This is a genomic window from Sphingomonas sp., from assembly GCF_017745215.1.
Taxonomy (GTDB): domain Bacteria; phylum Pseudomonadota; class Alphaproteobacteria; order Sphingomonadales; family Sphingomonadaceae; genus Sphingomonas.
In genome coordinates, this window is sequence record NZ_JAGHZV010000019.1 from 39,481 (window position 1) to 63,244 (window position 23,764).

At 69.8% G+C, this 23,764-nt stretch carries 22 protein-coding genes; 10 read left to right on the forward strand and 12 right to left on the reverse strand.

Annotation, left to right across the window (positions count from 1 at the left end; translation table 11 throughout):
* The first annotated feature begins 1 nt into the window (after position 1).
* Together J7495_RS16875 and J7495_RS16880 are read left to right on the forward strand one after the other, a co-directional pair.
* Positions 2-1,117 carry a CapA family protein gene (locus J7495_RS16875; protein WP_294057974.1) on the forward strand — a complete coding sequence of 372 codons (1,116 nt, stop codon included), beginning with the start codon at positions 2-4 and terminating at the stop codon, positions 1,115-1,117.
* Positions 1,114-2,130 (forward strand): hypothetical protein, encoded by a 1,017-nt coding sequence (locus tag J7495_RS16880; RefSeq protein WP_294057975.1) that lies wholly within the window; start codon positions 1,114-1,116, stop codon positions 2,128-2,130. Before J7495_RS16875 ends, J7495_RS16880 begins: the two co-directional genes overlap by 4 nt.
* A 99-nt stretch (positions 2,131-2,229) precedes the next feature.
* On the opposite strand, the gene J7495_RS16885 is transcribed toward J7495_RS16880, so the two are convergent.
* Complete coding sequence (locus tag J7495_RS16885; RefSeq protein WP_294057976.1) at positions 2,230-3,225, reverse strand: LacI family DNA-binding transcriptional regulator; 996 nt, start codon at positions 3,223-3,225, stop codon at positions 2,230-2,232.
* 77 nt (positions 3,226-3,302) lie between these two features.
* On the opposite strand from J7495_RS16885, the gene J7495_RS16890 reads away from it, so the two are divergent.
* Positions 3,303-4,469 (forward strand): cytochrome P450, encoded by a 1,167-nt coding sequence (locus tag J7495_RS16890; RefSeq protein ID WP_294057977.1) that lies wholly within the window; start codon positions 3,303-3,305, stop codon positions 4,467-4,469.
* A 135-nt stretch (positions 4,470-4,604) separates the two neighbouring features.
* On the opposite strand, the gene J7495_RS16895 is transcribed toward J7495_RS16890, so the two are convergent.
* The 3 genes from J7495_RS16895 to J7495_RS16905 form a co-directional block, all read right to left on the reverse strand.
* On the reverse strand, positions 4,605-5,483 hold the full coding sequence (locus tag J7495_RS16895; protein WP_294057978.1) for a hypothetical protein: 879 nt from the start codon (positions 5,481-5,483) through the stop codon (positions 4,605-4,607).
* Between the two features lie 283 nt (positions 5,484-5,766).
* On the reverse strand, positions 5,767-6,885 hold the full coding sequence (locus J7495_RS16900; protein WP_294057980.1) for a CapA family protein: 1,119 nt from the start codon (positions 6,883-6,885) through the stop codon (positions 5,767-5,769).
* Positions 6,882-8,135, reverse strand: coding sequence for an MFS transporter (locus J7495_RS16905; protein WP_294057981.1), 1,254 nt, complete (start codon positions 8,133-8,135; stop codon positions 6,882-6,884). The genes J7495_RS16900 and J7495_RS16905 overlap by 4 nt, the downstream gene beginning before the upstream one ends.
* Before the next feature lie 125 nt (positions 8,136-8,260).
* Here J7495_RS16905 and J7495_RS16910 point away from each other — a divergent pair, with 125 nt between their 5' ends.
* The 7 genes from J7495_RS16910 to J7495_RS16940 all read left to right on the forward strand — a co-directional run bounded on the left by J7495_RS16910 (position 8,261) and on the right by J7495_RS16940 (position 17,201).
* Positions 8,261-9,628, forward strand: coding sequence for an MmgE/PrpD family protein (locus J7495_RS16910; protein WP_294057982.1), 1,368 nt, complete (start codon positions 8,261-8,263; stop codon positions 9,626-9,628).
* Positions 9,629-9,731: 103 nt separating this feature from the next.
* Positions 9,732-11,951 (forward strand): TonB-dependent receptor, encoded by a 2,220-nt coding sequence (locus J7495_RS16915; RefSeq protein ID WP_294057983.1) that lies wholly within the window; start codon positions 9,732-9,734, stop codon positions 11,949-11,951.
* A gap of 22 nt (positions 11,952-11,973) precedes the next feature.
* Positions 11,974-13,458 (forward strand): hypothetical protein, encoded by a 1,485-nt coding sequence (locus J7495_RS16920; protein ID WP_294057985.1) that lies wholly within the window; start codon positions 11,974-11,976, stop codon positions 13,456-13,458.
* The gene (locus tag J7495_RS16925; protein ID WP_294057986.1) at positions 13,458-14,213 is read left to right on the forward strand and encodes an OmpA family protein; all 756 of its coding nucleotides are present in this window, start codon (positions 13,458-13,460) and stop codon (positions 14,211-14,213) included. The genes J7495_RS16920 and J7495_RS16925 overlap by 1 nt, the downstream gene beginning before the upstream one ends.
* A gap of 41 nt (positions 14,214-14,254) precedes the next feature.
* Positions 14,255-15,397: a multidrug effflux MFS transporter gene (locus J7495_RS16930; protein WP_294057987.1), complete on the forward strand. Its 1,143-nt coding sequence runs from the start codon at positions 14,255-14,257 to the stop codon at positions 15,395-15,397.
* 29 nt (positions 15,398-15,426) lie between these two features.
* Entirely contained in the window at positions 15,427-16,722 is a 1,296-nt protein-coding gene (locus tag J7495_RS16935) for an MFS transporter (RefSeq protein ID WP_294057989.1), read from the forward strand.
* 14 nt (positions 16,723-16,736) lie between these two features.
* Positions 16,737-17,201 carry a MarR family transcriptional regulator gene (locus J7495_RS16940; protein ID WP_294057990.1) on the forward strand — a complete coding sequence of 155 codons (465 nt, stop codon included), beginning with the start codon at positions 16,737-16,739 and terminating at the stop codon, positions 17,199-17,201.
* Between the two features lie 3 nt (positions 17,202-17,204).
* On the opposite strand, the gene J7495_RS16945 is transcribed toward J7495_RS16940, so the two are convergent.
* The 8 genes from J7495_RS16945 to J7495_RS16980 form a co-directional block, all read right to left on the reverse strand.
* On the reverse strand, positions 17,205-18,074 hold the full coding sequence (locus J7495_RS16945; RefSeq protein WP_294057991.1) for an alpha/beta hydrolase-fold protein: 870 nt from the start codon (positions 18,072-18,074) through the stop codon (positions 17,205-17,207).
* A complete protein-coding gene (locus J7495_RS16950) occupies positions 18,071-19,315 on the reverse strand; it encodes an FAD-dependent oxidoreductase (RefSeq protein WP_294057992.1) in 1,245 nt (414 codons plus the stop codon). Before J7495_RS16950 ends, J7495_RS16945 begins: the two co-directional genes overlap by 4 nt.
* Entirely contained in the window at positions 19,312-19,791 is a 480-nt protein-coding gene (locus J7495_RS16955) for a hypothetical protein (protein WP_294057993.1), read from the reverse strand. Before J7495_RS16955 ends, J7495_RS16950 begins: the two co-directional genes overlap by 4 nt.
* An 85-nt stretch (positions 19,792-19,876) precedes the next feature.
* Positions 19,877-20,437, reverse strand: coding sequence for a hypothetical protein (locus J7495_RS16960; protein ID WP_294057994.1), 561 nt, complete (start codon positions 20,435-20,437; stop codon positions 19,877-19,879).
* A gap of 11 nt (positions 20,438-20,448) precedes the next feature.
* Positions 20,449-21,396, reverse strand: coding sequence for an ornithine cyclodeaminase family protein (locus tag J7495_RS16965; protein WP_294057996.1), 948 nt, complete (start codon positions 21,394-21,396; stop codon positions 20,449-20,451).
* Positions 21,396-22,340: an acetamidase/formamidase family protein gene (locus J7495_RS16970; RefSeq protein WP_294057998.1), complete on the reverse strand. Its 945-nt coding sequence runs from the start codon at positions 22,338-22,340 to the stop codon at positions 21,396-21,398. Before J7495_RS16970 ends, J7495_RS16965 begins: the two co-directional genes overlap by 1 nt.
* A gap of 11 nt (positions 22,341-22,351) precedes the next feature.
* Complete coding sequence (locus tag J7495_RS16975; protein ID WP_294058000.1) at positions 22,352-22,960, reverse strand: hypothetical protein; 609 nt, start codon at positions 22,958-22,960, stop codon at positions 22,352-22,354.
* 56 nt (positions 22,961-23,016) lie between these two features.
* Entirely contained in the window at positions 23,017-23,685 is a 669-nt protein-coding gene (locus J7495_RS16980) for a M24 family metallopeptidase (RefSeq protein ID WP_294058001.1), read from the reverse strand.
* Positions 23,686-23,764: the final 79 nt, after the last annotated feature.

Below are 23,764 nucleotides of genomic sequence, written 5' to 3' on the forward strand. Positions count from 1 at the left end.
CATGGCAGTGATCCTGGCAACCGGCGACATCGCCCCCGACCGCGAGCATCCCGACGAGTGCTTCGCCGCGACGCGCGACCTGCTGGCCGGCGCCGACCTCGCGTTCGGCCAGCTCGAGACCAGCTTCGCCGAGCGCGGCACGCGGCTGCCCCAGGCGCGCCACGCGGTGCTGACCAGGCCCGAGGCGGCCGCCGCAGTGGGCCGGGCGGGCTATGACGTGATCTCCTTCGCGGGCAACCACTGCCTCGACTGGGGCAATAACGCGATGTTCGAGACCGTCGCCAACCTCGAGGCCGCGGGCGTCACGGTGGTGGGCGTGGGGCGCAACATCGCCGAGGCGCGTGCGCCGGCGATCACGGTGCTCGGGGACGGCACCCGCGTCGCAGTGCTCGCCTATTCGTCGATCCTGCCGATGTCATACTGGGCCGACGAGCGCCGCCCCGGCTGCGCGCCGATGCGGGCACATACGATCTACGAGCAGATCGAGCACGACCAGCCGGGCACGCCACCGCGCATCCACAGCTATCCGCACCGCGACGATCTCGCCGCGATGGAGGCGGACATCCGCGCCGCGCGCGAGGTGGCCGACGTGGTGCTGGTCTCGCACCATTGGGGCATCCACTTCGTCCGCGCGACGATCGCCGACTATCAGCGCGACGTCGCGCGCGCGGCGATCGCGGCGGGAGCGGACGCGATCCTCGGCCACCATGCCCATATCCTCAAGGGCATGGAGCTGATCGACGGCAAGCCGGTCTATTATTCGCTGTGCAACTTCGCCTGCGACCTGCGGATGGATCCCGTCCATGCCGCGAGCAAGAGCTTCAAGGAAATCCAGTCGCTGGCCGAGGACTGGGTGCCCGATTTCGACAGCCTCTACAATTTCCCCGCCGCCGCGCGCATGTCGATGATCGCGCGGCTCGAGGTGAAGGAGGGGCGGATCGTGGAAGCGGGGTTCCTGCCCCTGTGGATCGATCGCGACGCGGTGCCGCGGGTGCTCGCGCCCGACGATGCGCGCTTCGGCGAGACGGTCGACTATATGGCCGCGGTCACCGCCGAAGCCGGGCTCAACGCGCGCTATCGGGTGGCGGGCGACCGCGTGGTGGTGGAAGCGGCATGACCCGCCGCGCGGCTGGGCGGCTGTCGCTCGAATGGATCGTGCTGCTCTATTTCCTGAGCTACCTCCCCAACATCGTCCTCACCAAGCTGGTCACCTCGATTCCGCACGCCGGGCTCGGCCGCCCGCTGACGGGCCTCGAGACGCTGCCCGCCTCGCTGATCCTCAGCCTGGTGCTGACCTACGCCTTCATCTGGCTCTCGGGCTGGCACCGCGACGCGCACCATCTCCCCGGCACGGGGCTGCCGGTGCCGACCTGGGCGACCTTCCTTTCGGGCATCGGCACTGCGCTGGTGCTGTTCACCGTGCCCTTGTCCTTCACCTTCCAGGGGGTGAGCATTCCCTTCATCCAGCTGCTGATGCGCGGCGACATCCTGATCATCGCGCCGCTGGTCGACCTGATCTTCGGCCGGCGGGTGCGCTGGTGGAGCTGGGTGGCGCTGTTCATGGTCGCGGTGGCGCTGGGCTTCGTGGTGCAGCAGCGCGGCGGGTTCGACCTGCCGCCGCTCGCGATCCTGACGGTGGTGCTCTACACGATCGGCTATTTCCTGCGGCTGGCGGTGATGACGCGCGTCTCGAAGAGCGGCGATCCGGCCTCGGTGCGGCGCTATTTCGTCGAGGAGAAGATCATCGCGCTGCCGCTCTCGGTGGTCGCGCTCGCGGCGGTCGCGGCGTCGGGGCTGGGCGGACAGGCAGGCGAGCTCGGCTGGGGCTTCCTCGCGGTATGGAGCGATCCCGTCATCTGGTGGCTGGTCGGCATCGGCCTCACGCTGACGATCATCTCGGTGTTCGCGGCGATCATCCTGCTCGATCCGGCGGAGAACAGCTATTGCGTGCCGATGGAGCGCGCGTCGAGCCTGGTGGCGGGGATCGCGGCGGCCTATCTGCTCCACTGGATCTGGGGACTGAAGGCACCGACGTTGGCCGAGACGATCGGCGCGGCGGTGCTGATCGGGGCGATCGTGCTGCTGTCGGTGGCGCCGCGGGTGGCGAGGGGGCGAACCATCAAGGAATAAACCCCAACCGTCATCCCGGCGAAAGCCGGGACCCAGGGCCACCAGCGACGTCCTCTGCAACCCTGGGCCCGGGCTTTCGCCGGGGTGACGCGTAAAAAACTAGGCGCTCTCGCGCTCGATCAGCCGGAACCCGACATCGATGTGCCGTTCCGCGATCGTCTCGCCCGCGGCGCGGCGGCGCAGCACGTTGACCGCCTCGCGCCCGATCCGCGCGCCGTCGATGTCGACGGTGGTGATCGTCGGGCGCATCTCGGCGGCGATCGCGAGGTTGCCGAAGCCGACCACCGCCAGCTCGTCGGGCACCTTCACCCCCGCCGCCATCGCCTCGACCAGCAGCCCTTGCGCCAGCCAGTCCGAGCTGCACACCACCACGTCGGGCGCCGTCCCCAGCTCGCGCATCGCGCGGAACGCGGCGCGGCCGTGCCCGAAGCGCGTCTGGCTGGCGAACATCTGCTCGGTCGGCGTCTCGCCGCCCGCCGCGGTCCAGTCGTCGATGAAGCCCTGGCGCCGCTCCATCGCGCGCGTGCCCGACGCACTCAGCAGGTGCGGCCGGCGATAGCCGCGCCCGCGCAGGAAGCGCGCGACGTCCGCCCCCACCGCATGATGCGAGAAGCCCACCGCGACGTCGATCGGCTCGGGCGGCAGGCCCCAGGTCTCGATCACCGTCGCGTTGCGGCCGATCAGCAGGTCGCGCGACGGCTTGTCGGAGAGGATGCCGGTCAGGATGATCGCGTCCGCCCGCCGCGAAAGCGCGGCCGAGATCAGCTGCGGCATGCGGGCGTTCTCGATGCCGGTGAGCCCCAGCATCACGCTGTGCCCGTCGATCGACAGCTCCTCGACCATCGCCTCGACCGTCGCGTTGAAGATCGACTGCGCGACGTCGGGCACCAGCACCGCGACCAGCCGGCTCTTTGCCGAGGCGAGGCCGCCCGCGACCAGATCGGGCACATAGCCCGTCGCTTCGATCGCGGCGCGGATGCGCTCGCCCGTGGCGGTCGCGACGATGCCGGGGTTGTTGAGGAAGCGCGAGACGGTCGCGGCCGAAACCCCCGCCTGCCGCGCCACATCGTCGAGTTTGGGAATGCCCCGCTTCATCCGGTTGAATGCTAGGGCCAGCGGATCGGCACGAAAAGCCATTGCAAGCGCTTTCATAAAGCCATAATCCCCCAGGCATGCAAGATTTCGATCCGCTCCTGCCCGAAGACTTCGACAGCGCGCACCGCGACTATGCTCGGCTGCGCGCCGAATGCCCCGTCGCGCATAGCGAGGCGTGGGGCGGCTTCTGGGCGCTGATGAAGCACGCCGACGTCGCGGCGGCGGCGGCGGACAGCGCGACCTTCATCACCTCGAAGCAGAATGTCGTGCCCGCCGTTGCCTTCACCGGGCGGCGGCCGCCGCTCCACCTCGACCCGCCCGAGCACACCCCCTATCGCCGCGCGCTCGCGCCGCTGCTCACCGAACGCAAGGTCGCGCGCTTCGAGCCGATCGTGCGCGGCATCTGCCGCGAGCTGCTCGATGCGATGGCGGCGAAGGGTGGCGGCGACATCTGCGAGGAATTCGGTGCGCGCATGCCGATCCGCGTCTTCGCGCATTGGATGAACCTGCCGCCCGAGCGGATAAACGAGCTCGCCGAGGTGGGGAAGCGCTACAATATCGCGGTCCAGTCGAACGACATGGCGTCGACCAAGGAGACCAGCCTGCTGCTCTACGACATGGCGCGGCGGCTGGTGGCCGAGCGCAAGGCCGAGCCGCTCGACCCGGAGCTCGACGCGACCAGCGCCTTGCTGGCGACGCGCGTCGACGGCGAGGCGCTGCCCGACGAGATGATCGTGGGAACGATCCGCCAGGTGCTGGTGGTGGGGATCATCGCGCCGACGGTGCTGATCGGCTCGATCGCGGTGCATCTGTCGCGCGACCAGGACCTGCAGGCGCAGCTCCGCGCCGACCCGTCACTGATCCCCGCGGCGATGGACGAGTTCTTCCGGCTCTACACCCCCTATCGCGGCTTCGCGCGCACGCCGACGCACGACGTGACGCTGCACGGGCGGACGATCCCCGCGGGCGAGCCGGTCGCGCTAGTCTATGCCTCGGCCAATCGCGACGAGGATGTGTTCGAGGACGGCGCGAGCTTTCGCCTGCACCGGCCCAACATGAAGGATTCGCTCCACTTCGGGCGCGGCACGCACATGTGCGTCGGCGCGGCGCTGGCGCGGCTCGAGATGGTGGTGGCGCTCGAGACGATGCTCGAGCGGCTGCCGCGATTCGAGCTCGACGGCGAACCGCTGCCGACGCGCTTTCCCGAGATCGGCGGGCTGCGAGTGATGCTGAAATTTGGGTAAGACCCCAGCTCAAGGTCGTCATCCCGGCAAAAGCCGGGAACCAGGAGTCGCGAGCGCTGTCTTTTGTAACCCTGGGTCCCGGCTGTCGCCGGGATGACGGTCTGGGGCTGGGCAGGCCGGAACATGGATATCGCTCTACGCGGTCGGGCCCTGGTCCGCCGCGGGCCGGCGAGTGGCGGGGCGGCGTTCCAGCGTCTCGGTGCTCGTTTGCGTCTCGGTGCGGCCGCCGGGCGGGGTGATCGTCGTCCTGGTCAGCCGGGTCCGGCGGCGCACCTGCCCGGCGGCGTCGGTCAGGAAGGTGATCGTGATCGTGCCCGCGATCTGCTCCTTGGCATGCGCCTGGAGCGCGGTCTCCAGCGTGACCGGCTTCCGGTTGATCTCGGCCACGGCGACGTCCGTCTCGGCCCGCTCGCGGCGCACTGTCTCGGGGTCGATCGCCAGCTCGACCTTGAAGATCGCGCGGCCCGAGGAATCCTGCGTCCTCACCAGCGCCGCCGCGGCGCGGGCGCCGGGATCGCGGAACGGCGCGCCGTCGCGAAGCTCGCCGGGGCGAAGGTCATAGGTCTCGAGCAGGCGGATTACCGACTTGGGATCGCATTCGATGCGATAGGCGGTCCAGCTGAAGCCCCAATGGCCGCAGGCGGCGCGCGTGAGGCCGCCCCAGGCGAGCCATTTGTCGACCCGCGCCGCGAGCTCGGCTTCGTTGAGCAGCTGCATCGGGCCGTTCGCCGGCTTGAGCACGCGGACCGGGAACTGCCAGTTGCGCGCGCGATCGTCCTCGCTGGTGCCTGGCGGCAGGTCGTATTCGAGGATCAGCCCGCCGTCGCGCACTGCGATCACGCGCTCCTGCAGGCTGTCCTGGTCGTGGGTGCTGCCGGTGGAGCCTTCGCTTTCCGTCTGCGTGTCGTGCACGCTGACGAGCTCATAGGTGTCGCCCGGCTGGTCGGTTTGGGCCGGCAGCCAGAATGCCAGGATCATCGCCGCCAGCCGCATCATCGAGCCCCCCACACACATGCCTCCCCGAGGTTTCCCGGCACAGTCGGTTGAATCATGGCTCGAAGGCAAGCGTCACGCACCGGAAACATCCGGTGATCCGTCCCCGAGGGGGCGGAAGCCCGCGGTCCGGCCGGCTTGCAATGTAGGAATTCGCCTGCTTGGCTGGCGCGGCTGGAGCAGGCCGGCCGCGGTTCGAGCTTGAGAGGGACAGGCACCGGAATTTGGGCGACGGGGTGTGACTCTTGTGACTTTTCAGTCGCGCTTCCGGCCCCGACTCGGCGCGTGGCGAATGCCGGTCCGGCTAGGCGGGGCTCAGCGCCAGCGCGTCGCCCTGCGCGGTGATGCGTGTCGCGAGACCTTCGGCTTGGGTGACCTCGATGAGGTAGCTCAGAATCCGTTCGAACTCCGGCGTTCCCGGTGCAGCGGGCCGGGGCGCGCTGTCGTCGCCGATCCAGCAGGGGAGGAAGTCGACGCTCGCGAGTTTCCGGTCCTCGATCCGCAGCCGCGCGATGCCGGTGACCCGCGTCTCCTCCGGGAGCATGTAGCTCGCGTCCATGCTCCAGCTCGGGTTGAGGCTGACGAGGTGGCGGAAACTCTCGGTGCGTGTGATCGCCGGGTCCCAGACGTGCGGCTGCTCGATCGCGAAATTGCCGAGGCTGTAGAAGATCGGCTTGCCGCGGTGGAAGCCGATGCCCTTCATCAGGTGCGGGTGGTGGCCGAGGATCGCGTCGGCGCCCGCCTCGATCGCGGCATGCGCGACTTCGGGCTGATATTCAGCGAGCGTGCCGCGGACCATGTGGATGCCCCAGTGGAGCGAGACGAGGACGATATCGGCCGCGGCGCGCGCAGCGCGGATCGCGTCGATCAGCCTCGCGAGGTCGCTGCGGTCGGCATGGCTGCGGATGCGCGCAGGCGTGCCGGGCTGGTCGTGCTCGATCTGCTCGTAGAAGGTATGCGCGCGCATCGGGGCGCAGCCGGCGCGGTCCGCGCTTGCGGCATAGCCTTCGGGAAGGATCGAGCTCGCCGCGACCAGCGCGATCCTTGTGTCGCCGATCTGGGTGTACGCGGGGTGCCAGGCCTCGGCGAGTGTCGTGCCCGCGCCCGCGAGCGCCACGCCCGCCTCGGCCATATGGGCCAGCGTGTCGCCGAACCCCTCATAGCCCCAGTCGAGGCAATGGTTGCCCGCGAAGGACATCATGGTGAACCCCGCCTCGCGCAGCGCCGGCGCGAGCGCGGACGGCGTGCGCATCGCGAGCCGGGCGTTGGGCGCCATCGCGCCGCGATCGGTCACCACCGTCTCGAGCTGGCCGAACACCGCGGGTGCCGCCGAGAACAAGGGCCGCACGCTCGCGAACATCGAGGCGAGGTCCGCGCGCTTGGCGCCGACGTCCCCCGTCGCGAGCAGGTCGAAGCCGCTCACGCCGCCTCGCCGCGCCGGACCGCGACGCCGCGCAGCACGAGGACGATCGCGGCGCCGGTAAGCAGGAAGCCCGCGAGCAGCAGCGTGGGCGCCCAGAAGCCGCCGCTCGCCTCGCGCACGCCGCCGACGAGCCAGGGCACGACAAGTCCGCCCGAGCTGCCGGTGATGTTGATCGCCACCGCGCCGACCGCGAAGGTGGCGGGGGTGAACATCCGCGTCGGCAGCGCCCAGAAGGCGCCCTGCGCCGCGCCGAGGCAGAAGCCGGCGACGAACAGCGCCGCCAGCCCCGCGAAGCTCGCGCCCGCAGCCGCGGCGGCGATGATTGCGATCGCCATGCCCATTGCGGGGATGGCAATGTGCCAGAAGCGCTCGCCGCTTCGGTCCGAGCTGGTCGCGCCGATGTAGATCCCCGCCGCGTTTGCTGCCCAGGGCAGCGCGTTGATCAGCCCGATCTCGAGCGGCGGCAGGTTGGCGAGCGACTTCACCATCTGCGGCAACCAGAAGATGATGCCGTAGGAGCCCGCGAGCAGGCAGAACCACAGCGCCGCCGAGGCCCAGACGAGCGGCCGGGCGAGCACCGACCAGTCGTTCCGCCGCGCGGTCTCCTGGCGGTTGGCGGCGTTCTGCGAGAGCCAGCGCTTCTCCTCCGCGGTGAGCCAGCGCGCCCGGTCGGGCGTGTCGGCGAACCAGAACCAGGCGATCACGGCGAAGAGCAGCGTCGGCAGCGCCTCGCCGAGGAACATCCAGCGCCACGATTCGAGCCCGAACGGCGCCGCCATGCCGAGCAGCAGCCCCGAGAGCGGGCCGCCGATCACCACCGAGATCGGGATCGCCAGCATGGGCATCGCGAAGGTGGTGGCGCGCTCGCGCTCGGTGGCGAACTGGCTGAGGTAAAGCACGATCCCCGGCGCGAGCCCGCCCTCGGCGAAGCCGAGCAGCACGCGCAGCACATAGAATTCGACATGGTTGTCGATGAACGCCATCGCCGCCGCACAGCCACCCCAGAGCAAGGCGCAGCCCGCCAGCCAGTGGTGGAAGCCGATCCGCTGGAGCAGCAGCACGCTCGGATATTGCCCCGTCAGGAACCCCGCGAAGAGGATTCCCGCGCCGAAGCCGTACTGGCTCGGCGAGAAGCCGAGGTCGGCGTTCATGTGGAGCGCGGCGAAGCTCACGTTCACCCGGTCGATCGAGCTCAGCAGCATGAAGAAGATCGTCGGCACGATCAGCCGCCAGCGGATCTTGGATCCCATGGCCTGGGGTGCGGCAAGCATCGACATCCTCTCCCTTTTCATCTCGACAGGCGCAGCGCGCATGCGGCATCAAGCCACAAACGAAAGCGCTTTCATAGGGGCGGATGATGGATTCGGCGAGCGGATTGAGCGCGAGGATCGCGGCGCACGTCGCGGATTTCCCGGCGGAGGCGCTGCCTAGGAGCACGCTCCACGCGGCGAAACGCGCGCTGCTCGACGGGCTCGGGGTGATGCTCGCGGCGAGTGGCGAGAGCCCCGAGGTGCGGCCGTTCGTCGCTTATGCCGCGGCGAACGGCGAGGGGCGGGCGTCGATCCTCGGCCACGGCCTGCGCGTCTCCGCCGAGATGGCGGCCTTCGCCAACGGCGCGATGGCGCATGCGCTCGACTTCGAGGACGCCTTCGATGCCGCGCCGAGCCACCCCGATGCGGCGCTGCTCCCCGCGGCGCTGGCAATCGCCGAGGCGCATGGCCCGGTGCATGGCCGCGACCTGCTCGCGGCGATCGCGGTGGGGTGCGACCTCGTCTGCCGGCTGGGCCTGAGTCTCCGCCGCGAGATGGAGGCGGGGGGCTGGTATCCGCCGCCGATCCTGGGCGCGTTCGGCGCAGTCGCGGCGGCGGCTCGGCTGCGGCGGCTCGATGCCGGACAGGCGCGCGACGCCTTCTCGCTGATGCTGTGCCAGGCGGTGATGCCGGGCGAGATCAAATACAGCCGCGACACGGTGATCCGGGCGATCCGCGAGGCCTTCCCGGCGCAGGCGGCCGTCAAGGCGGCGGCGCTGGCGAGGGCAGGGGTGCGCGGGTTCGAAGCGCCGTTCGAGGGCAAGGCGGGCTTCTTCCGCCTCTTCGCCGAGAGCCAGTTCGATCCCGCCGCGATCCTCGATGGCCTGGGCGAGCATTTCTGGATCGAGCAACTCACCCTCAAGCGCTGGCCCGCCTGCCGGGGCACGCATGCCTATATCGAAGCGGTGCAGGCCCTCCGCGCGACACACGGCCTCGCGCCCGAGCAGATCGCCCGGATCACTGCGATCGGCGGCGACGTCCAGCGCATGCTCGTCGAGCCCGCCGAGCAGAAGCGCTCGCCCGCCACCGTGATCGACGCCAAATTCTCGATACCCTACACCATCGCTGCCGCCCTTCTCGATCCCGAAGTGACGCTCGAGAGCTTTGCCCCTGACCTGCTCGCCGACCCCGAGCGGCGGCGCCTCGCGGCACTGGTCGACTATGAGCAACGTCCCGATTGGGGGCGCGATCGCGCCGCCTCCGGGGGCCTGCGCGTCCAGCTCCGCGACGGGCGCACACTGAAATATTGGGTCGAGATTGCAGCCGGCCATCCCAGCGCTCCGCTCTCGGACGAGGCGCTCACCGCCAAGTTCCTCGACTGCGCCGCCCGTGCGAATCGCCCGTTCGCGCCCGGCGAGGCCGAAGCGCTTGCCGCCGCGATCTGGTCGCTCGACACCGCCCGTGACAGCGGAGCCACACTCGTTCCGATTTAGTTATGTCACATAATGAAAACGCTTGCAGTCTGCCGGGCGGATGATAACAGAGGCGGTACGGAAGAGGCGCGGGAAAGCGCCCATAACCCTTGGGAGGGACTGAATGCGCAAGATCGCAATGCGTTCGATGATGTTCGCCGGCGCCGCCGGGCTGGCCCTGGCGTTCCCCGCCATCGCTTCGGCCCAGGATGCCGCGGCGCAGGACAAGGTGGGGAGCGCGTCGCAGCCTCCCGCCGGGATGGAGCAGGAGAGCAGCGAGGGCGGCCTCACCGAGATCGTCGTCACCGCCGAGCGCCGCAACCAGAGCCTGCAGCAGGTGCCGATCTCGGCCACCGTGCTCGACGCGACCGAGATCTCGCGCAAGGGCGTCAACAGCGTCGCCGACGTGCAGCAGATCGCGCCGTCGGTGGCGATCAACACCTTCAACCGCTCGACCTTCATCAACATCCGCGGCGTGGGCATCGCCCAGTCGGCGCCGACCTCGAACCCTGGCGTCGCCTATTATATCGACGGCCAGCTGATCCCGCACGAGCAGTTCATCGGCCAGAGCTTCTACGACATCGGCACGATCGAAGTGCTGCGCGGGCCGCAGGGCACGCTCACTGGCCAGAACTCGACCGGCGGCGCGATCTACGTCCGCACGCCCGAGCCGGAATATGACAACATCTCGGGCTATCTCGACGGCAGCTACGGCTCGTTCAAGGCGCTGAAGGTCGTCGGCGCGCTCAACGTACCGTTCAGCGACAATATCGCGGTCCGCGTCGCGGGCGTGCGCGACCGGCGCGACAGCTTCACCACCAACATCGCGCGCGCCGACAGCCAGCCGGGCGACCTCGATCTCTGGGCGGGCCGCGTGAACCTCGCAGTGCGCTCGTCGGACGAAGCGATCCGCGGCAACATCCGCTTCGACTATTTCAAGTCCAAGTCGGACAACAATGCCGTCAAGCGCCGCAACGACACGGTTTCCACCGATCCCTTCACGATCGAGGAGGATGCGCGCTCGTTCCAGAACCAGGACGGCTTCCGCCTCTCGGGCGAGACCAAGATCGCGGTGGCGAGCGGCGTCGATTTCCGCACGCTCGTCGCCTACCAGAAGCTCAACACCTACGACCAGACCGACGGCGACCGCACCGCCACCGCGCTGCCGCGTCCGCCCGCGGGGAACGTCGGCCGGATCAGCTACGCCTCGACCAAGTTCGACACCTTCATGGCCGAGGCGAACCTGCTCTCCTCGGGGCAGCACCAGTTCAACTGGGTGGTCGGCGCCTTCTACCTCGACGAGACGGTGAAGCTGCTCCAGCTGCGCGACAACAACCACACCACCGAGCTGGTCAGCTCGACCTCGACGACGCGCACCAAGGCCGACAACACCACCAAATCGGTGTTCGGCCAGGTCAATCTCTTCCTGAGCGACGCGTTCGAAGTGGTTGCCGGCGCGCGCTATTCCGACGACCAGCAGGTCTATGACCGCTTCATGGTCGCCAATGCCGTGCCGGTCACCGGCGCGATCGGGGTGCAGCATTCGACCAAGGTCACCGGCAAGGTCGGCCTCAACTATCACTTCGGCCGCAATCTGCTCTACGTCACCGCGTCGCAGGGCTACAAGGCGGGCGGCGTCAACCTCACCGTCGGCACCCCCAACTTCGGGCCCGAGACCAACCGCGTCTACGAAGCCGGCTTCAAGACGCAGTGGCTCGACAATCGGCTGCGCGTGAACGGCGACGTCTATTATTCCGATTATCAGGACATCCAGCTCTCGAGCCTGCTCGGCTCGCTGCCGATCACGCAGAATGCCGCGGCGGGGCGGTCCTATGGCGCCGAGCTCGAGATCACCGGCCAGTTCGGCGGGCTCGGGTTCAATGCCGGCGCGGGCTATCTCCACGCGCGCTTCCACGGCAACAGCTGCATCACCGACACCAACGCCGCGGGCACCGATCCGGGCTGCCCGACCAACTTGCGCTTCGTGCCCGACGGCCGCGTGCTGCCCTTCTCGCCCGAGTGGACGCTCAACGCCGGCGTGCAATATGAAGTGGTGCTCGGCGGCAGCGGCAATTCGATCACGCCGCGCGTGCAATGGTCGCACCTCTCCGAGCAGGTCGCGACGCCGTTCCCGACGTTCAACACGATCGTGCCGGGCCGCGACGTCTTCGATGCGCGGGTGACGCTGCAGATCGCCGAGAACTACAAGCTCGAGGGCTTCGTCAACAATTTCACCGACAAGCTCTACATCGCGTCGCAGATCCAGAGCTCGTCGAGCGCCGATGGCGGCATCATCTATGGGGCACCGCGTACCTATGGGGTCCGAGCCGTCGTCAAATTCTGAGGTGCCTGGGATGAGGGGCCGGTTGCGCAGGCGCGCGGCCGGCCTGGCATTCGCCGGCGCGGGCCTGCTGCTCGCGGCGAGCGTCGCGGCGCAATCCTATGAAGCCGGGGACAGCTGGTGGGCGCCGGGGAGCGAACGCGTCTTCCCGGCGAGCGCCGACTATCCGAACGGACAGGGGACGCTGCGCGTGCTGCTCACCGGCGGGCCGATGGCGACGAAGGGCCATCCCTTCTTCACTGCGGTGGGCCCGAACGGCCGCGCCTGCATCACCTGCCACCAGCCCGCCGATGCGATGAGCCTCTCCGCCGCGACCGCGCAGAAGCGCTGGGACGCGACGGCAGGCAGGGACCCGCTGTTCGCGGCCTATGACGGCTCGAACTGCCCGACGCTTCCCCAGAATCAGCGCGTTTCGCACTCGCTGCTGCTCGACCATGGCCTGATCCGCATCCAGCGCCCCTGGCCCGCGCGCGACTTGCAGGGGCGGGTGGTCAAGGCCGACTTCGACATCGCGGTGGTGCGCGATCCCTGGGGGTGCAATTCGGGCGCCTATGGGCCGGCGAAAGGGAAAATCTCGGTCTATCGCCGCCCGCGCCCGGTCGCGAACCTGAAGTATCTGCTCGCGGTCGGCTTCGCCTATGATCCCAAGCAGGGGATGCCGCTGCCGCTCGACCCCGAGAGCGGCAAGCCGATGTCGGGCAACCTCATGGCCGACGGGCGCGCGGGGACGCTCAATGCCCAGATGCGCGACGCCGCCGCGACCCACCTCGAGCTGCTCAAGCATTTCGATGCGGCGGACATGGCGCGGATCGTCGACTTCGAGAGCCGGGTGTTCGCCGCGCAGCAAGTCGACGCCGCGGGGACGATGACCGATACCGGCGGGGCCGAGGGTGGGCCGGGCAAGCTCGCGCGCTCGGAGCCCGGCCAGCTCGGCAGCATCGGCAAGCCGGTGTGGAGCGAGTTCGAAGGCTGGGAGAAGCCCGATCCGGCGCTCACCCCCGCGCAGAACGCCTTCCGCGCCTCGGTCGCGCGCGGAGCGAAGGTGTTCCGCGACAAGACCTTCCTGATCAGCGACAGCGCCGGGATCAACTCGCCGATCGGCTTCGGCAATCCGGTGCGCAACAGCTGCGTCTTCTGCCACAACATGTCGCAGATGGGGAACGACGTCGCGCCCGGGCAGGTGGACCTGGGGACGACGACGCAGCCCTTCGCCGATCCGATGCCGTGGCTGCCGCTGTTCCGCATCACCTGCCGCGGCAAGCCGCACCCGCATTACGGGCGCGTGATCTACACCTATGACCCCGGCTATGCGCTCACCACTGGCCGCTGCGCCGACGTCGGCAAGATCACCCTCCAGTCGCTGCGCGGGCTCGCGGCGCGGGCGCCCTATTTCTCGAACGGGCTGGCGAAGGACCTGCGCGGGATCGTCGATTATTACGAGCGCCGCTACAGGATCGGCTATTCGGAGCAGGACAAGCAGGATCTCGTCAATCTGATGAGCGTGCTGTGATGCGCGCTGCGCTGCTCCTCGCGCTGCTTATGGGCCAGTCGGCGCCCGAGGCGCTGCGCTTCGTCACCTGCCCGGTCTATCGCGATGCGGATTCGGGGAAGAAGTCGGGCTGCTGGCTCGCCGAGGATCCGGCGACGGGGTTGCGCTACGACGTCAGCCTCGCGCCGTCGAAGCCCGACTGGAACCATGAGGTGCTCGTCGAGGGCCGCCCCTCCGCCGATCCGGCGCAACCCTGCGGCAGCCCGGTGCTCGATGCGGTGCGCACCTCGATCCTGCCGGGCAGCTGCACCCGCCAGATGCTCCCGGCGGAAGGCTTCCCCGGTCGCAGGTTCTTGCTCCCCAAGCGCAACGTCCGCCCGCTCTCGGAGGCGCGCGCGGTGCCGCCCGGCCCCTATGCCCCGCGCACCTTCCATCTGCTCTTCGACTTCGACCAGTCGTTCCTGATCTACCAATATGACGATTACCTGCTCGATCAGGCGATCACCTGGATCCGCGCCGCCCAGCCGCGCGCGATCGCGGTGACCGGCTATGCCGCGACCACCCCCGCGCTCGTCTCGGGCCGGAAGCTCGCCGAGAGCCCGGCGATCGCGCGCGAGCGGGCCGAGAAGATCGCCGAGGCGCTGGTCCGGCTCGGCATCGACCGCAAGCGCATCACCGTTCGCTGGAAGACCGCCGCCCAGCCGCTCGACATCCCCGAGGCCGATGGGCTCGCCGAGCCCTCGCGCCGCCGCGTCGACATCGCGGTGACGCCCTGACCGCGCGACGCCCGCGGCACCGCATCGGCCTGCTCGCCGCGGTGACCGCGCTGGGCTCGCTCGCGATCCACATGTTCGTGCCGGCCATGCCCGCGGCGGTGGTATCGCTCGCCACCACGCCCGCGGCGGTGCAGCTCGCGCTGACGCTCTACATGGCGGGGCTCGCCGCCGGCCAGCTTGCGACCGGGCCGATGGCCGACCGGATCGGGCGGCGGCCGGTGATGATCGGCGGCGTGGTGCTCTTCGTCGCCGGATCGGCATTGTGCTGGACTGCCTCGTCGATCGCGGCGCTGCTCGGCGGGCGGCTGCTCCAGGCGCTGGGCGCGTCGAGCAGCCTCGTCTCGGGCCGCGCGATGATCGGCGATTCGACCGATGCCAGCGGTACGCGCGACATGGCGCTGGTGAGCGCGATCATCCTGCTCTCGCCGATGTTCGCGCCGATCCTGGGCGCGTTCGTCGCGGCCGCGGCGGGCTGGCGCGCGATCTTCGCTGTCCTCGCGCTGGCCGGCGCCGTGGTCGGCGTCGCGATCCTGCTCTGGCTCCCCGAGACGATGGCGCGCCGGACCGGCCCGCGCGCGCATTTCGCTGCCGACTGGGCGGCGGTGGCGCGCGACCGCAGCTTCCTCGCCAGTCTCGCGCTCGCGGTGCTGCTGGGCGGCGGGCTCTATGTCTTCCTCTCGGCTTCGCCCTTCCTGTTCCTCGAGACCTATCATGTCGCGCGGACCGATCTCGGTTGGTGCTACGGCCTCGTCGCCTCGGGGGCGGCGGGTGGCGCGCTGACCGCGAGCTGGCTCGCCACGCGCCTCGATACCCGGCGGACGATCCAGGCCGCGACCCTGCTCTGCGCCGTCGCCGCGTTCGCGCTGCTGCTCGGCGCGCTGCAAGGAATCCACCATGTCGCGGCGCTGGTGGTGCCGATGATGGCCTATGCCTTCGGCGGCGGGGTGGTGATGCCCAATGCGATGATGGCCGCGCTCGCCGGCCTGCGCGACCGGCTGGGCACCGCGGTAAGCCTCTACGGCGCGATGCAGATGGGCGGCAGCGCGCTCGCCACCGTCGCGGTGGCGCTCTTCCCCTCGCACGACCCGCGGCTCCCCGTGCTGCTGATCACCGCGCTCGCGCTGATCGCGGCAGTCTTCAGCCGGCTGGACTTCGGCGCAATTGTTGTAGAACATAGCGACTAAGCGCGAACCGGCGCGAAGGGGAGGAAGGCATGACCGATCCGCGGGACATCATCGACCAGCGGCCGATGTCACGGTTCCAATGGGGCGTGGTGGCGATCATGGTTGGCCTCAACGCGCTCGACGGTTTCGACGTGCTGTCGATCAGCTTCGCTTCGCCGGGGATCGCGAAGGCCTGGGGGATCGACCGCGCGGCGCTCGGCGTGGTGCTGTCGATGGAGCTGATCGGCATGTCGATCGGCTCGATCCTGCTCGGGGGCCTGGCCGATCGGATGGGGCGGCGGCGCACCATCCTCGGCTGCCTGCTGGTGATGGCGGCGGGCATGTACCTCGCCTCGACCGCGCACGACGTGACGACGCTCTCGGCGTGGCGCGTGCTCACCGGCCTCGGTATCGGCGGGATGCTCGCGGCGACCAATGCGGCGGTCGCCGAAGTCTCCAACGCGGCGCGTCGCAACCTCTGCGTGGTGCTGATGGCGGGCGGCTATCCGGTCGGCGCGATCATCGGTGGGTCGATCGCCGCCGAACTGCTCAAGCGGTTCGACTGGCCGGCGGTGTTCGAGTTCGGCGCGATCGCGACGCTCTGCTTTGTACCGATCGTGCTGTTCTTCGCGCCCGAATCGATCGCCTTCGAGATGCAGCGGCCGGGCGAGCGGACGCTGGCTCGCGTCAACCGTACGCTCGCCCGCATGGGCCATGGCGCGATCGAGGCGCTGCCCTCGATGACGCGGGCACCTGCCAGGCTGCCGCTCGCTGCGCTCTTCTCGCCTGCGCTGGCGCGGACTACGCTGCTGCTCACGCTCGCCTATCTCGCGCACATCATGACGTTCTATTTCATCCTCAAATGGATCCCGAAGATCGTCGTCGACATGGGCTTCGCGCCTGCGGCGGCCGCGGGCGTGCTCGTCTGGGCCAATGTCGGCGGGGCGAGCGGGTCGCTGGTGCTCGGGCTGCTGACCACGAAGGTGCGGCTGCGCACCTTGGCAGTGGCGGCGATGGCGGCATCGGCAGTGCTGATCGGCATTTTCGGGCGCGGCCAGGCGGACCTGACCGAGCTCGCGCTGGTCGCTGCCGCGGCGGGCTTCTTCACCAACGCGGGCGTGGTCAGCCTCTACGGCCTGCTGGCGCAATCCTTCCCTACCGACGTTCGCGCGACCGCGACTGGGTTCGCGATCGGCGTCGGGCGCGGCGGCTCGGCTTTGGCGCCGGCGCTTGCTGGATTCCTGTTCGCCGCGGGCTATGGGTTGCAACTCGTCGCGATCCTGATGGCGCTGGGATCGGTGATCGCGCTGCTTGCGTTGCTCGCGCTGCGCGATAAGCCGGTGTGACAGGGAGACAGGATTTGGCGTCACGGCCCATCGAGACGGAGAATGACGGAGTCGAGCTCGGCGTGCTTACCGAGCTGGTCGGCTATCACCTGCGGCGTGCGTCGAGCGCCTTCGGCGGCGATTTCTCGCGCGCGCTGTCTGGCACCGGCATGCGCCAGGTGCTGTTCGGCATCCTTTCGGTGGTCGACGCCAATCCGGGGATCAACCAGGGCGCTGCCGGCCGCGTGCTCGGCATCCAGCGCGCCAACATGGTCGCGCTGATCAACGAGCTGGTCGACGACGGGTGGATCGAGCGCAAGGTCGCCGCCGAGGATCGCCGCGCCTTCGCGCTCACCATGACGGCGGCGGGCAAGGCCAAGCTTGGCGAATGCCTCGCGCTGATCCGCGCGCACGAGGAGGAGATGCTCGGCGACCTGACCGCCGCCGACCGCAACCGGCTGATCGCGCTGCTCTCGAAGATCGAGGCGAAGGAACGCTAGGCGCTACGGCCAGGTGAAGGCGAAGCGCAGCGTCGAGGTCACCGATCGGCTCGGCACGGTGATGTGCCCCTCGCCGGCATAGACTTCGGAACGCAGCCGCAGGCCATGGGCCGAGAGCGGCTCCATCCGCTTGACGAAGGCCTCGGCGTCCCAGCGCTCGAGCGGCGTCTCCTCGCGCTCGCCACAGACCACCATCAGCCGCGCGACCCTGTCGATCCTGCCTGCCTCGAGCGCCGCGACGAAGGCGCGCTCCTCCTTCTGCATCTCGCGATCGTGCCAGAACAGCGAGGGGCTGGCGGCGATGATCGCATGGAAGGCGCCGGGCCGGGTGAACAGCGCGTGCACCGCGAGCAGCCCGCCGAGCGAATGGCCGAACAGCGCCTGGCGGTCGGCATTGATCGTGTAGCGGCGGTTGACCTCGGTGCGCAGCTTGCCGGTCAGATAATCGAGGAACTTGTCCCAGCCGCCGTTGGCGACCTTGCTGAAGCTCGCGTCCCAGGGCGCGGGCGGCGGGCCGCCGGTGAAGTCGAGCAGGCGGCGGACGTCATAGGGCTGGTCGGTCTTGAAGCCGACGCCGACGATGATCGTCTTGCTGAGGTCCGATTGCTCCATCGACAGGATCCGGCGCGTCTCGGCGAAGCCCGCGAACATCGCATTGCCGTCGAGCACATAGAGCACCGGATAGCCGCCCGCGGGTGCCGGAGCTTTCGGCCTGGAGACGAAGATCTGATAGGGGTATCCGTCGTCGCCCGGCAGTTCCCAGGTCTCGGTCTCGGGAAGGACATAGCCGGGCGCGGCGGTGGGCGCCGGCGCGGTTTGCGCGGAGGCGGACGTGGCGATCGCAAGTGCGAGCGCGGCGAGCTTGAGCTTCATCCCCGGCTTCCTTTCGCGTCCTGGGTCTTGTGCGTCGTTAGGCTGAAGCGCGCCTGCGCCGTGCCGGTGCTCGAGACGAGATCGGCGACGTAGCGCCCCACCGCCGGGCCGTGCTTGAAGCCGTGCCCGCTGCCGCCGCCGACGATCCAGGCGTTGGTCCAGGCGGGGTGGCGGTCGATCAGCAGGTCGCCATTGTCGCTGTTCTCATATTGGCAGACTTCGGACGAGGCGAGCGGTCGCTCGGCGAGGCCGGGGAAGCGGTGCGCGAGATAGGCGCGGACATCGGCCAGCCCCTGATCGGTGATGCGGCGGTCGACGCCGTCGGGATCATAGCGGGGGCCATGCGCATCGAGCGCGATCTTGAATCCGCGCGCCTCGATGTCGGGGAAGCCGTAATGGAGGTCCGGATCGCCGGCATCGACCCAGGCCGGGAGGTGCGGCGGCGCGAAGCGCGTGTCGCCGGGCTCGGGGGCGAAGTAGAAGACTTCCTGGCGCGTCGGCACGATCCGGCTCGCCACCACGTCGGGGAAGAGCCTGGGCAGCCACGGCCCGCAGGCGAAGACGAAGCGGCCGGCGCTCAGCGTCTCGCCGCCGGTGCCGGTGATCGCGGGCAGCGAGACGCCCCCGGCGCGCGGCGGTTCGACCGCGAAGGGGCGGAAGCTGCCGCCCGCCTTCACGAAGTCCGCCACCAGCGTCTGGACGCCCCGCCGTGCCATCAGCGCGCCCATCGTCGGCTGCATCACGCCAACCGCGACGTCGGCGAAGTTCATTTGCGGCCAGCGCTTCGCCAGCTCGGCTTGGCCGAGCTTCTCGATCGGAATGCCGAGGCCGCGCTGGAGCGCGATGCTCGCGTTGATCCTGGGCGTGTCCTTCGGGTAGATGTAGAGCGCGCCGACGGGGTGGAAGATCGGGCTCTCGTGGCGCTGCGACAGCGCATGCCACTCCGCCAGCGAATCCCACGCCCAGCGCGTGTAGAGCGGCTCGCCGCCATATTCGGTGCGGATCAGCCGCGTCTCGCCGCCCGAAGATGCCCGCGAATGCGCCGCACCCCAGGCGTCCACGAGCAGCACCCGGTCTCCGCGGCGCTGAAGGTTCCACGCCGTCCACGCCCCGAACACGCCTGCGCCGACCACGATCACGTCCCATCCGTGCCCGGGCCGGGCGCGGGCAGGGGCGGCGGTGGCGAGCGTACCCGCAGTCGCCAGCCCGCCCAGCATCGTACGCCGCGAGACCTCGCTCAAGGCGCCTTGTCCGCATCGGGGTGCGCCGCGCGCCAGGCGTCGAGCCGGGCGAGCCACTGCGCAGCGGTGATCGGCCCCTGCGCCCTGGTCTCGCTGTGCTCGGCGACGTTCTGGCGCACCTCGAGCCAGAAGGCGGGCCCGGTCTTGAGGTGGAGTTCCTCGGCCTTCCTGTCCATCGTCGCCTGCTGCGCGGGGGTGACGGGCATTCTGGGATAGGGCTTGAACAGCAGCACGTCCCAGCCTTCGCCGTCCTCATGGACGAAGAGCTGCGTCGCCGGCTGGCCGCCCGCCTGCGAGACCACGTCCCACGCCGCGAGCTTGCGGAGGAACGCCTCCTGCCGCCCGGGGGCGAGGCGGAAGACTTCGAACATGGCCTCGGGGAACGGCTCGTCGGCGGGCGCGACGGGCGTGGTCCAGGCGATCGACGGCGCGAGCACGCCGAGCAGGAGCAGCGACTTCAAGATCGGATGCTTCATCGAACCTCTCCCTGAAAGGCCTTGCGAAGGATTAGCCGCGCGCGCGATGGCGCCGGCAAGTGGGTTACCCATTTTCCCCGGGCACCTACCCGGCGCCGCGGCGGACGCCGAGGAACCGGTAGTTGCGGTGCCAGTCGCCGTCGTACCAGATGAGGTCGAGCGTCCGTTCCTCGCCGTCGAACCACAGGACGGGCACGCTGAGCTTGCCGTCGATCTCGACCACCGAGCCTAGCCCGACCACCGGATGGCGCCGCTGCGCTTCGGGAAAGGCCTCGCCGAACGCGAGGATATCGCCGGTCTCGGCGGGCTCGAAGCCTGCTGCGCGGATTTCGCGGATCGCGTCCTCGGACGAGAGGCTGCGGCGGAAGTGGAAGATCTCCAGCGCCTTCTCGCCGACCTGCGCGTCGGTGACGGGGAAGCGTTGCTCGGTGAGGTCGGGATTGCGCCAGCCATAATCGCCGCGCGCGACACGGTCCTCGAAGGCCAGGCCGGCCGGAACCGAGAGCGCCGAGCCGATCGACGCGGGCGCCTCGAGCCGCAACGCGAGCTCGCCCGAGATCACGCGCAGCACCGCGTCGCGGCCGCCTGCCTTCTCGATCAGCTGGTCGATCTGCTCGTCGGTCAAGGCTTGCACGGCAACGGTCATGGCGGCTCCGATCAAAGGTCGACGACACGGCCGGCGGATCGCTCGATCGCGGCGCGGTGGACGAGGTTGGCGACGACGAGGTCCTCGATCGCATGGCCCATCGCCTTGTAGACGGTGACCTCTGCGGCGGCTCGGCGGCCCGGCCGGAGCCCGAGCAGCAGCTCGCCGAGCTCGGTTCCCCGGCCGGGATCGATCCCGCGGAGCTCGGCGCAGCCGGCGGGTGGCGGCGCGAACGCGATCCGGGCCTCGACGAAGAGCGTGTGCGCGGCGGCGATCGCCGGGTCGAGCTCGCCGCCCGGCGGGGCGTAGCCGACCGAGCTGATATGCTGCCCGGGCTGGACCCAGTCCGCCAGGACCAACGGCTCGGCGGATTGTGAGCAGAGGCAGATGATGTCCGACGCGCGGACCGCTGCCTCGATGCTGTCGGCTACCACGACGCGATCGTCGCGCGCGGCGAAGGCCTCGGCGCTCGCCCGGCTGCGCGAGGCGACGAACACCGTCTCCAGCTCGAAGTGGCGCGACATCAGCTCGAGGTGCGCCCGGCCCTGCACCCCCGCGCCGAGGATCGTCATCACGCGCGATTCCGGCCGCGCGAGCAGTTTCGCCGCGAGCGTCGCCGCACCGGCGGTGCGCATCGCAGTGACATGCTCGGCGTCGAGCAGCGCGGAGACCGCGCCGGTCGCCGGGTCCATCAGCACGATCAGCCCTTGGTGCGAGGGGAGGCCGGCCGCGGCGTTCCCAGGGAAGATCGACACCAGCTTGGTGCCGAACTGCAGTTCCGGCACGAACCCCGGCATCGTCAGCAGCGACCCCTTGTCGCCCGCCGACAGCGCGCTCCGCGCCGGCGCATCCACGCGCGGATCCGCGCTGATCGCCCTGAACCCCTCTGCCAGCGCGGCGAGCAGCGCGTCGGCGTCGAGCAGCCGCTCGACGTCGTGCCGGGCGAGCAGCAGCGCCATCAGTCGAAGATCTGCCGCGGCATGTAGAAGGAGACGACGTAATTCGGCATGTCGACGATCTCGTTGATGCGGAGATCGCCCGCGACGCTGCACAGCATATAGGCGTCGACCGCGCTCAGCCCGTGCAGCCGCGCCAGCCGGTCGATCATCCCGCGCACCGCGTCGCGGCTCGCCTCGCGCAGGTCGGGGCCGATGCCCATCGTCGCTTCATAGCCGCGGCCGTCGACGTGGCGCGTCACCGGCTCGTGCGTGACGAAGCGCGGGAAGCGCAGGCCTTCGCCCTTCACCAGGTCGAGCTTCACCGTCACGCCCATCGGCGATTCGATCGCGGTGCCGCAGACCTCGCCGTCGCCCTGCGCGCAATGCGGGTCGCCGATCGAGAAGAGCGCGCCCGGAACCTCGACGGGGAGGTAGACGTCGACCCCGGCGACCAGGTCGCGCAGGTCCATGTTCCCGCCGGTGCGACGGGGCGGCAGCGTGCTGAACTCGCCTGGCGCGGCCTGCTCGACCGCCATGATCCCGCAGAAGGGTCGGAGCGGTATCCTGGCGACCGACGAGAAGAGCGTCGGCGCGGCCAGGCTCCGGTCGTAATGCCAGATGTTGAGCGCCGGATCGGGGAATTCGTCGGCGAGCAGCCCGAAGCCGGGGATCAGCGCGGTCCAGCCCCAGCCGCTGCCGGCGAACTCGAGCACGCTGATCTTGAGCGCGTCGCCCGGCTCGGCGCCGTCGACGTGGATCGGGCCGACTGCCGGATTGACGTTGCCGAAGTCGAGCGTCTCGATGTCCGCCACGGTCGAGCTGGCGGACAATTGCCCGCAGACCGTGTCGATCTCCTCGAAGGTGACGACGTCGCCCGGCGCGACGGTGCGCGCGGGCGGATGCGCGTTGCAGAAGCTGAGGTGCTGCTGGGCGGCGTGGATGGTGTGGCACTTCGCATGCGTCATCGGCGTCTCCCTCACTCGGCGTCGTCGGAACGGCCGCGCGCCACCACGCGGCCGCCGCCGCGCCACCCGCGCGGATAGGTGATCGAATAGACTTCGAGGTCCCAGCCGCCGTCGCGCCAATAGGTGTCCATCGCCCAGAGCGCGCCGCGCACGTCGGCGACGTAGAAGAAGAACCAGCGCGTGCGGTCGGCCTGCTTGAGGAAGGCATGGGCCTGGGCGAGCGCGACCCGGGCGCTCCCTTCGCCGCCGAGAGCCGCGAAGATCGGTCCGTCGACGCTGCCTTTCAGCAAGGTGCAGGGACGGAGCACCGTGGCGGGCACCGCTTCCTCGACGAGGTCGAGGAAGTGGCTCGCGAAATCCTCGCCGATGTAGCTGATCGGCAACTCGCCGTCGCGGTTGACCACGAATGTCTCGCGCACGACGAAGCGCTCGGTCCCCGGCACCGCGACCGGCGCGCCGACGCCGAGCAGGTCGTCGACCACTTCGCGCGGCGCTTCCAGCACATCGCCGGGCTCGCCGACCACCCATTCGCCCGACAGCAATTTCTCGACGCCGCGCAGGCCGCCGACCCGATGGATCAGCGCTTCGGTCTGGTCGGCGTCGAGGTCGTCCACTTGCATGCGTCGCTCGCTCCTGGCGCCGGGGCCGGCGCCGAAATCCTGGGTTGCCGCGCCGCTCACTGGAGCAGCAGGTCTTCGTGGAAGGCGCTGAACGGCCGGCTGGGGTGGCGGATCTGGATCTCGAGCACCCACAGCCCGGCGCTCGGTGCATAGTCCGCTTCGAGCAGCGCACCGTCGTGGACGACGGCGTGGGGGAAGTCCGAGAGCCGGTGCCCGCCCAATTCGAGGTTGAGCGCCCAGCCGAGCCGTCCGGCCTCGCGCTCCGCGAAGCGATAGAGCTCGAGGCCGCTCAGCCCGTCGGCCAGCCAGCGCGTGCGGGTGGTGTCGAACACTGCCTTCACGTCGCGCGCGGCGCGGTGCATCTCGGGGTCGCGGCCGACGACGAAGGTTTCGCCGGCGTCACCCTCATGGCCTTGCCAGACCGGGCCGATATCGAGGAAGAAGATGTCCTCTTGGCCGAGCACCACGCCGGGCTCGGAAGGCTCCCCGAACTGCTTGAGCGTGTTGATCCCGAAGCGGACGTGCGGGGCGTGCCAGCCGCGCAGCATGCCTCGCTCCTTGAGCGTGCGCTTGAGCAGCGCGAGCGCGTCCGCCTCGGCCATCCCCGGCACGATCGCGCCGGCGACCTCGTGGATCAGCGCGCGGGTGCGATCGCGCGTCTCTAGCAGCAGTGCACGGTCGAACCGCGCTCCGCTGCGTTCCTGCTCGATCTTCAGGGGCTCCAAGTGCCTGCTCCGCTGGCGTCGTCACTGCCGGGAAACGCTGCGATCCGGGGCTCGGGCTTTCAATGACAAAAGGGGTATC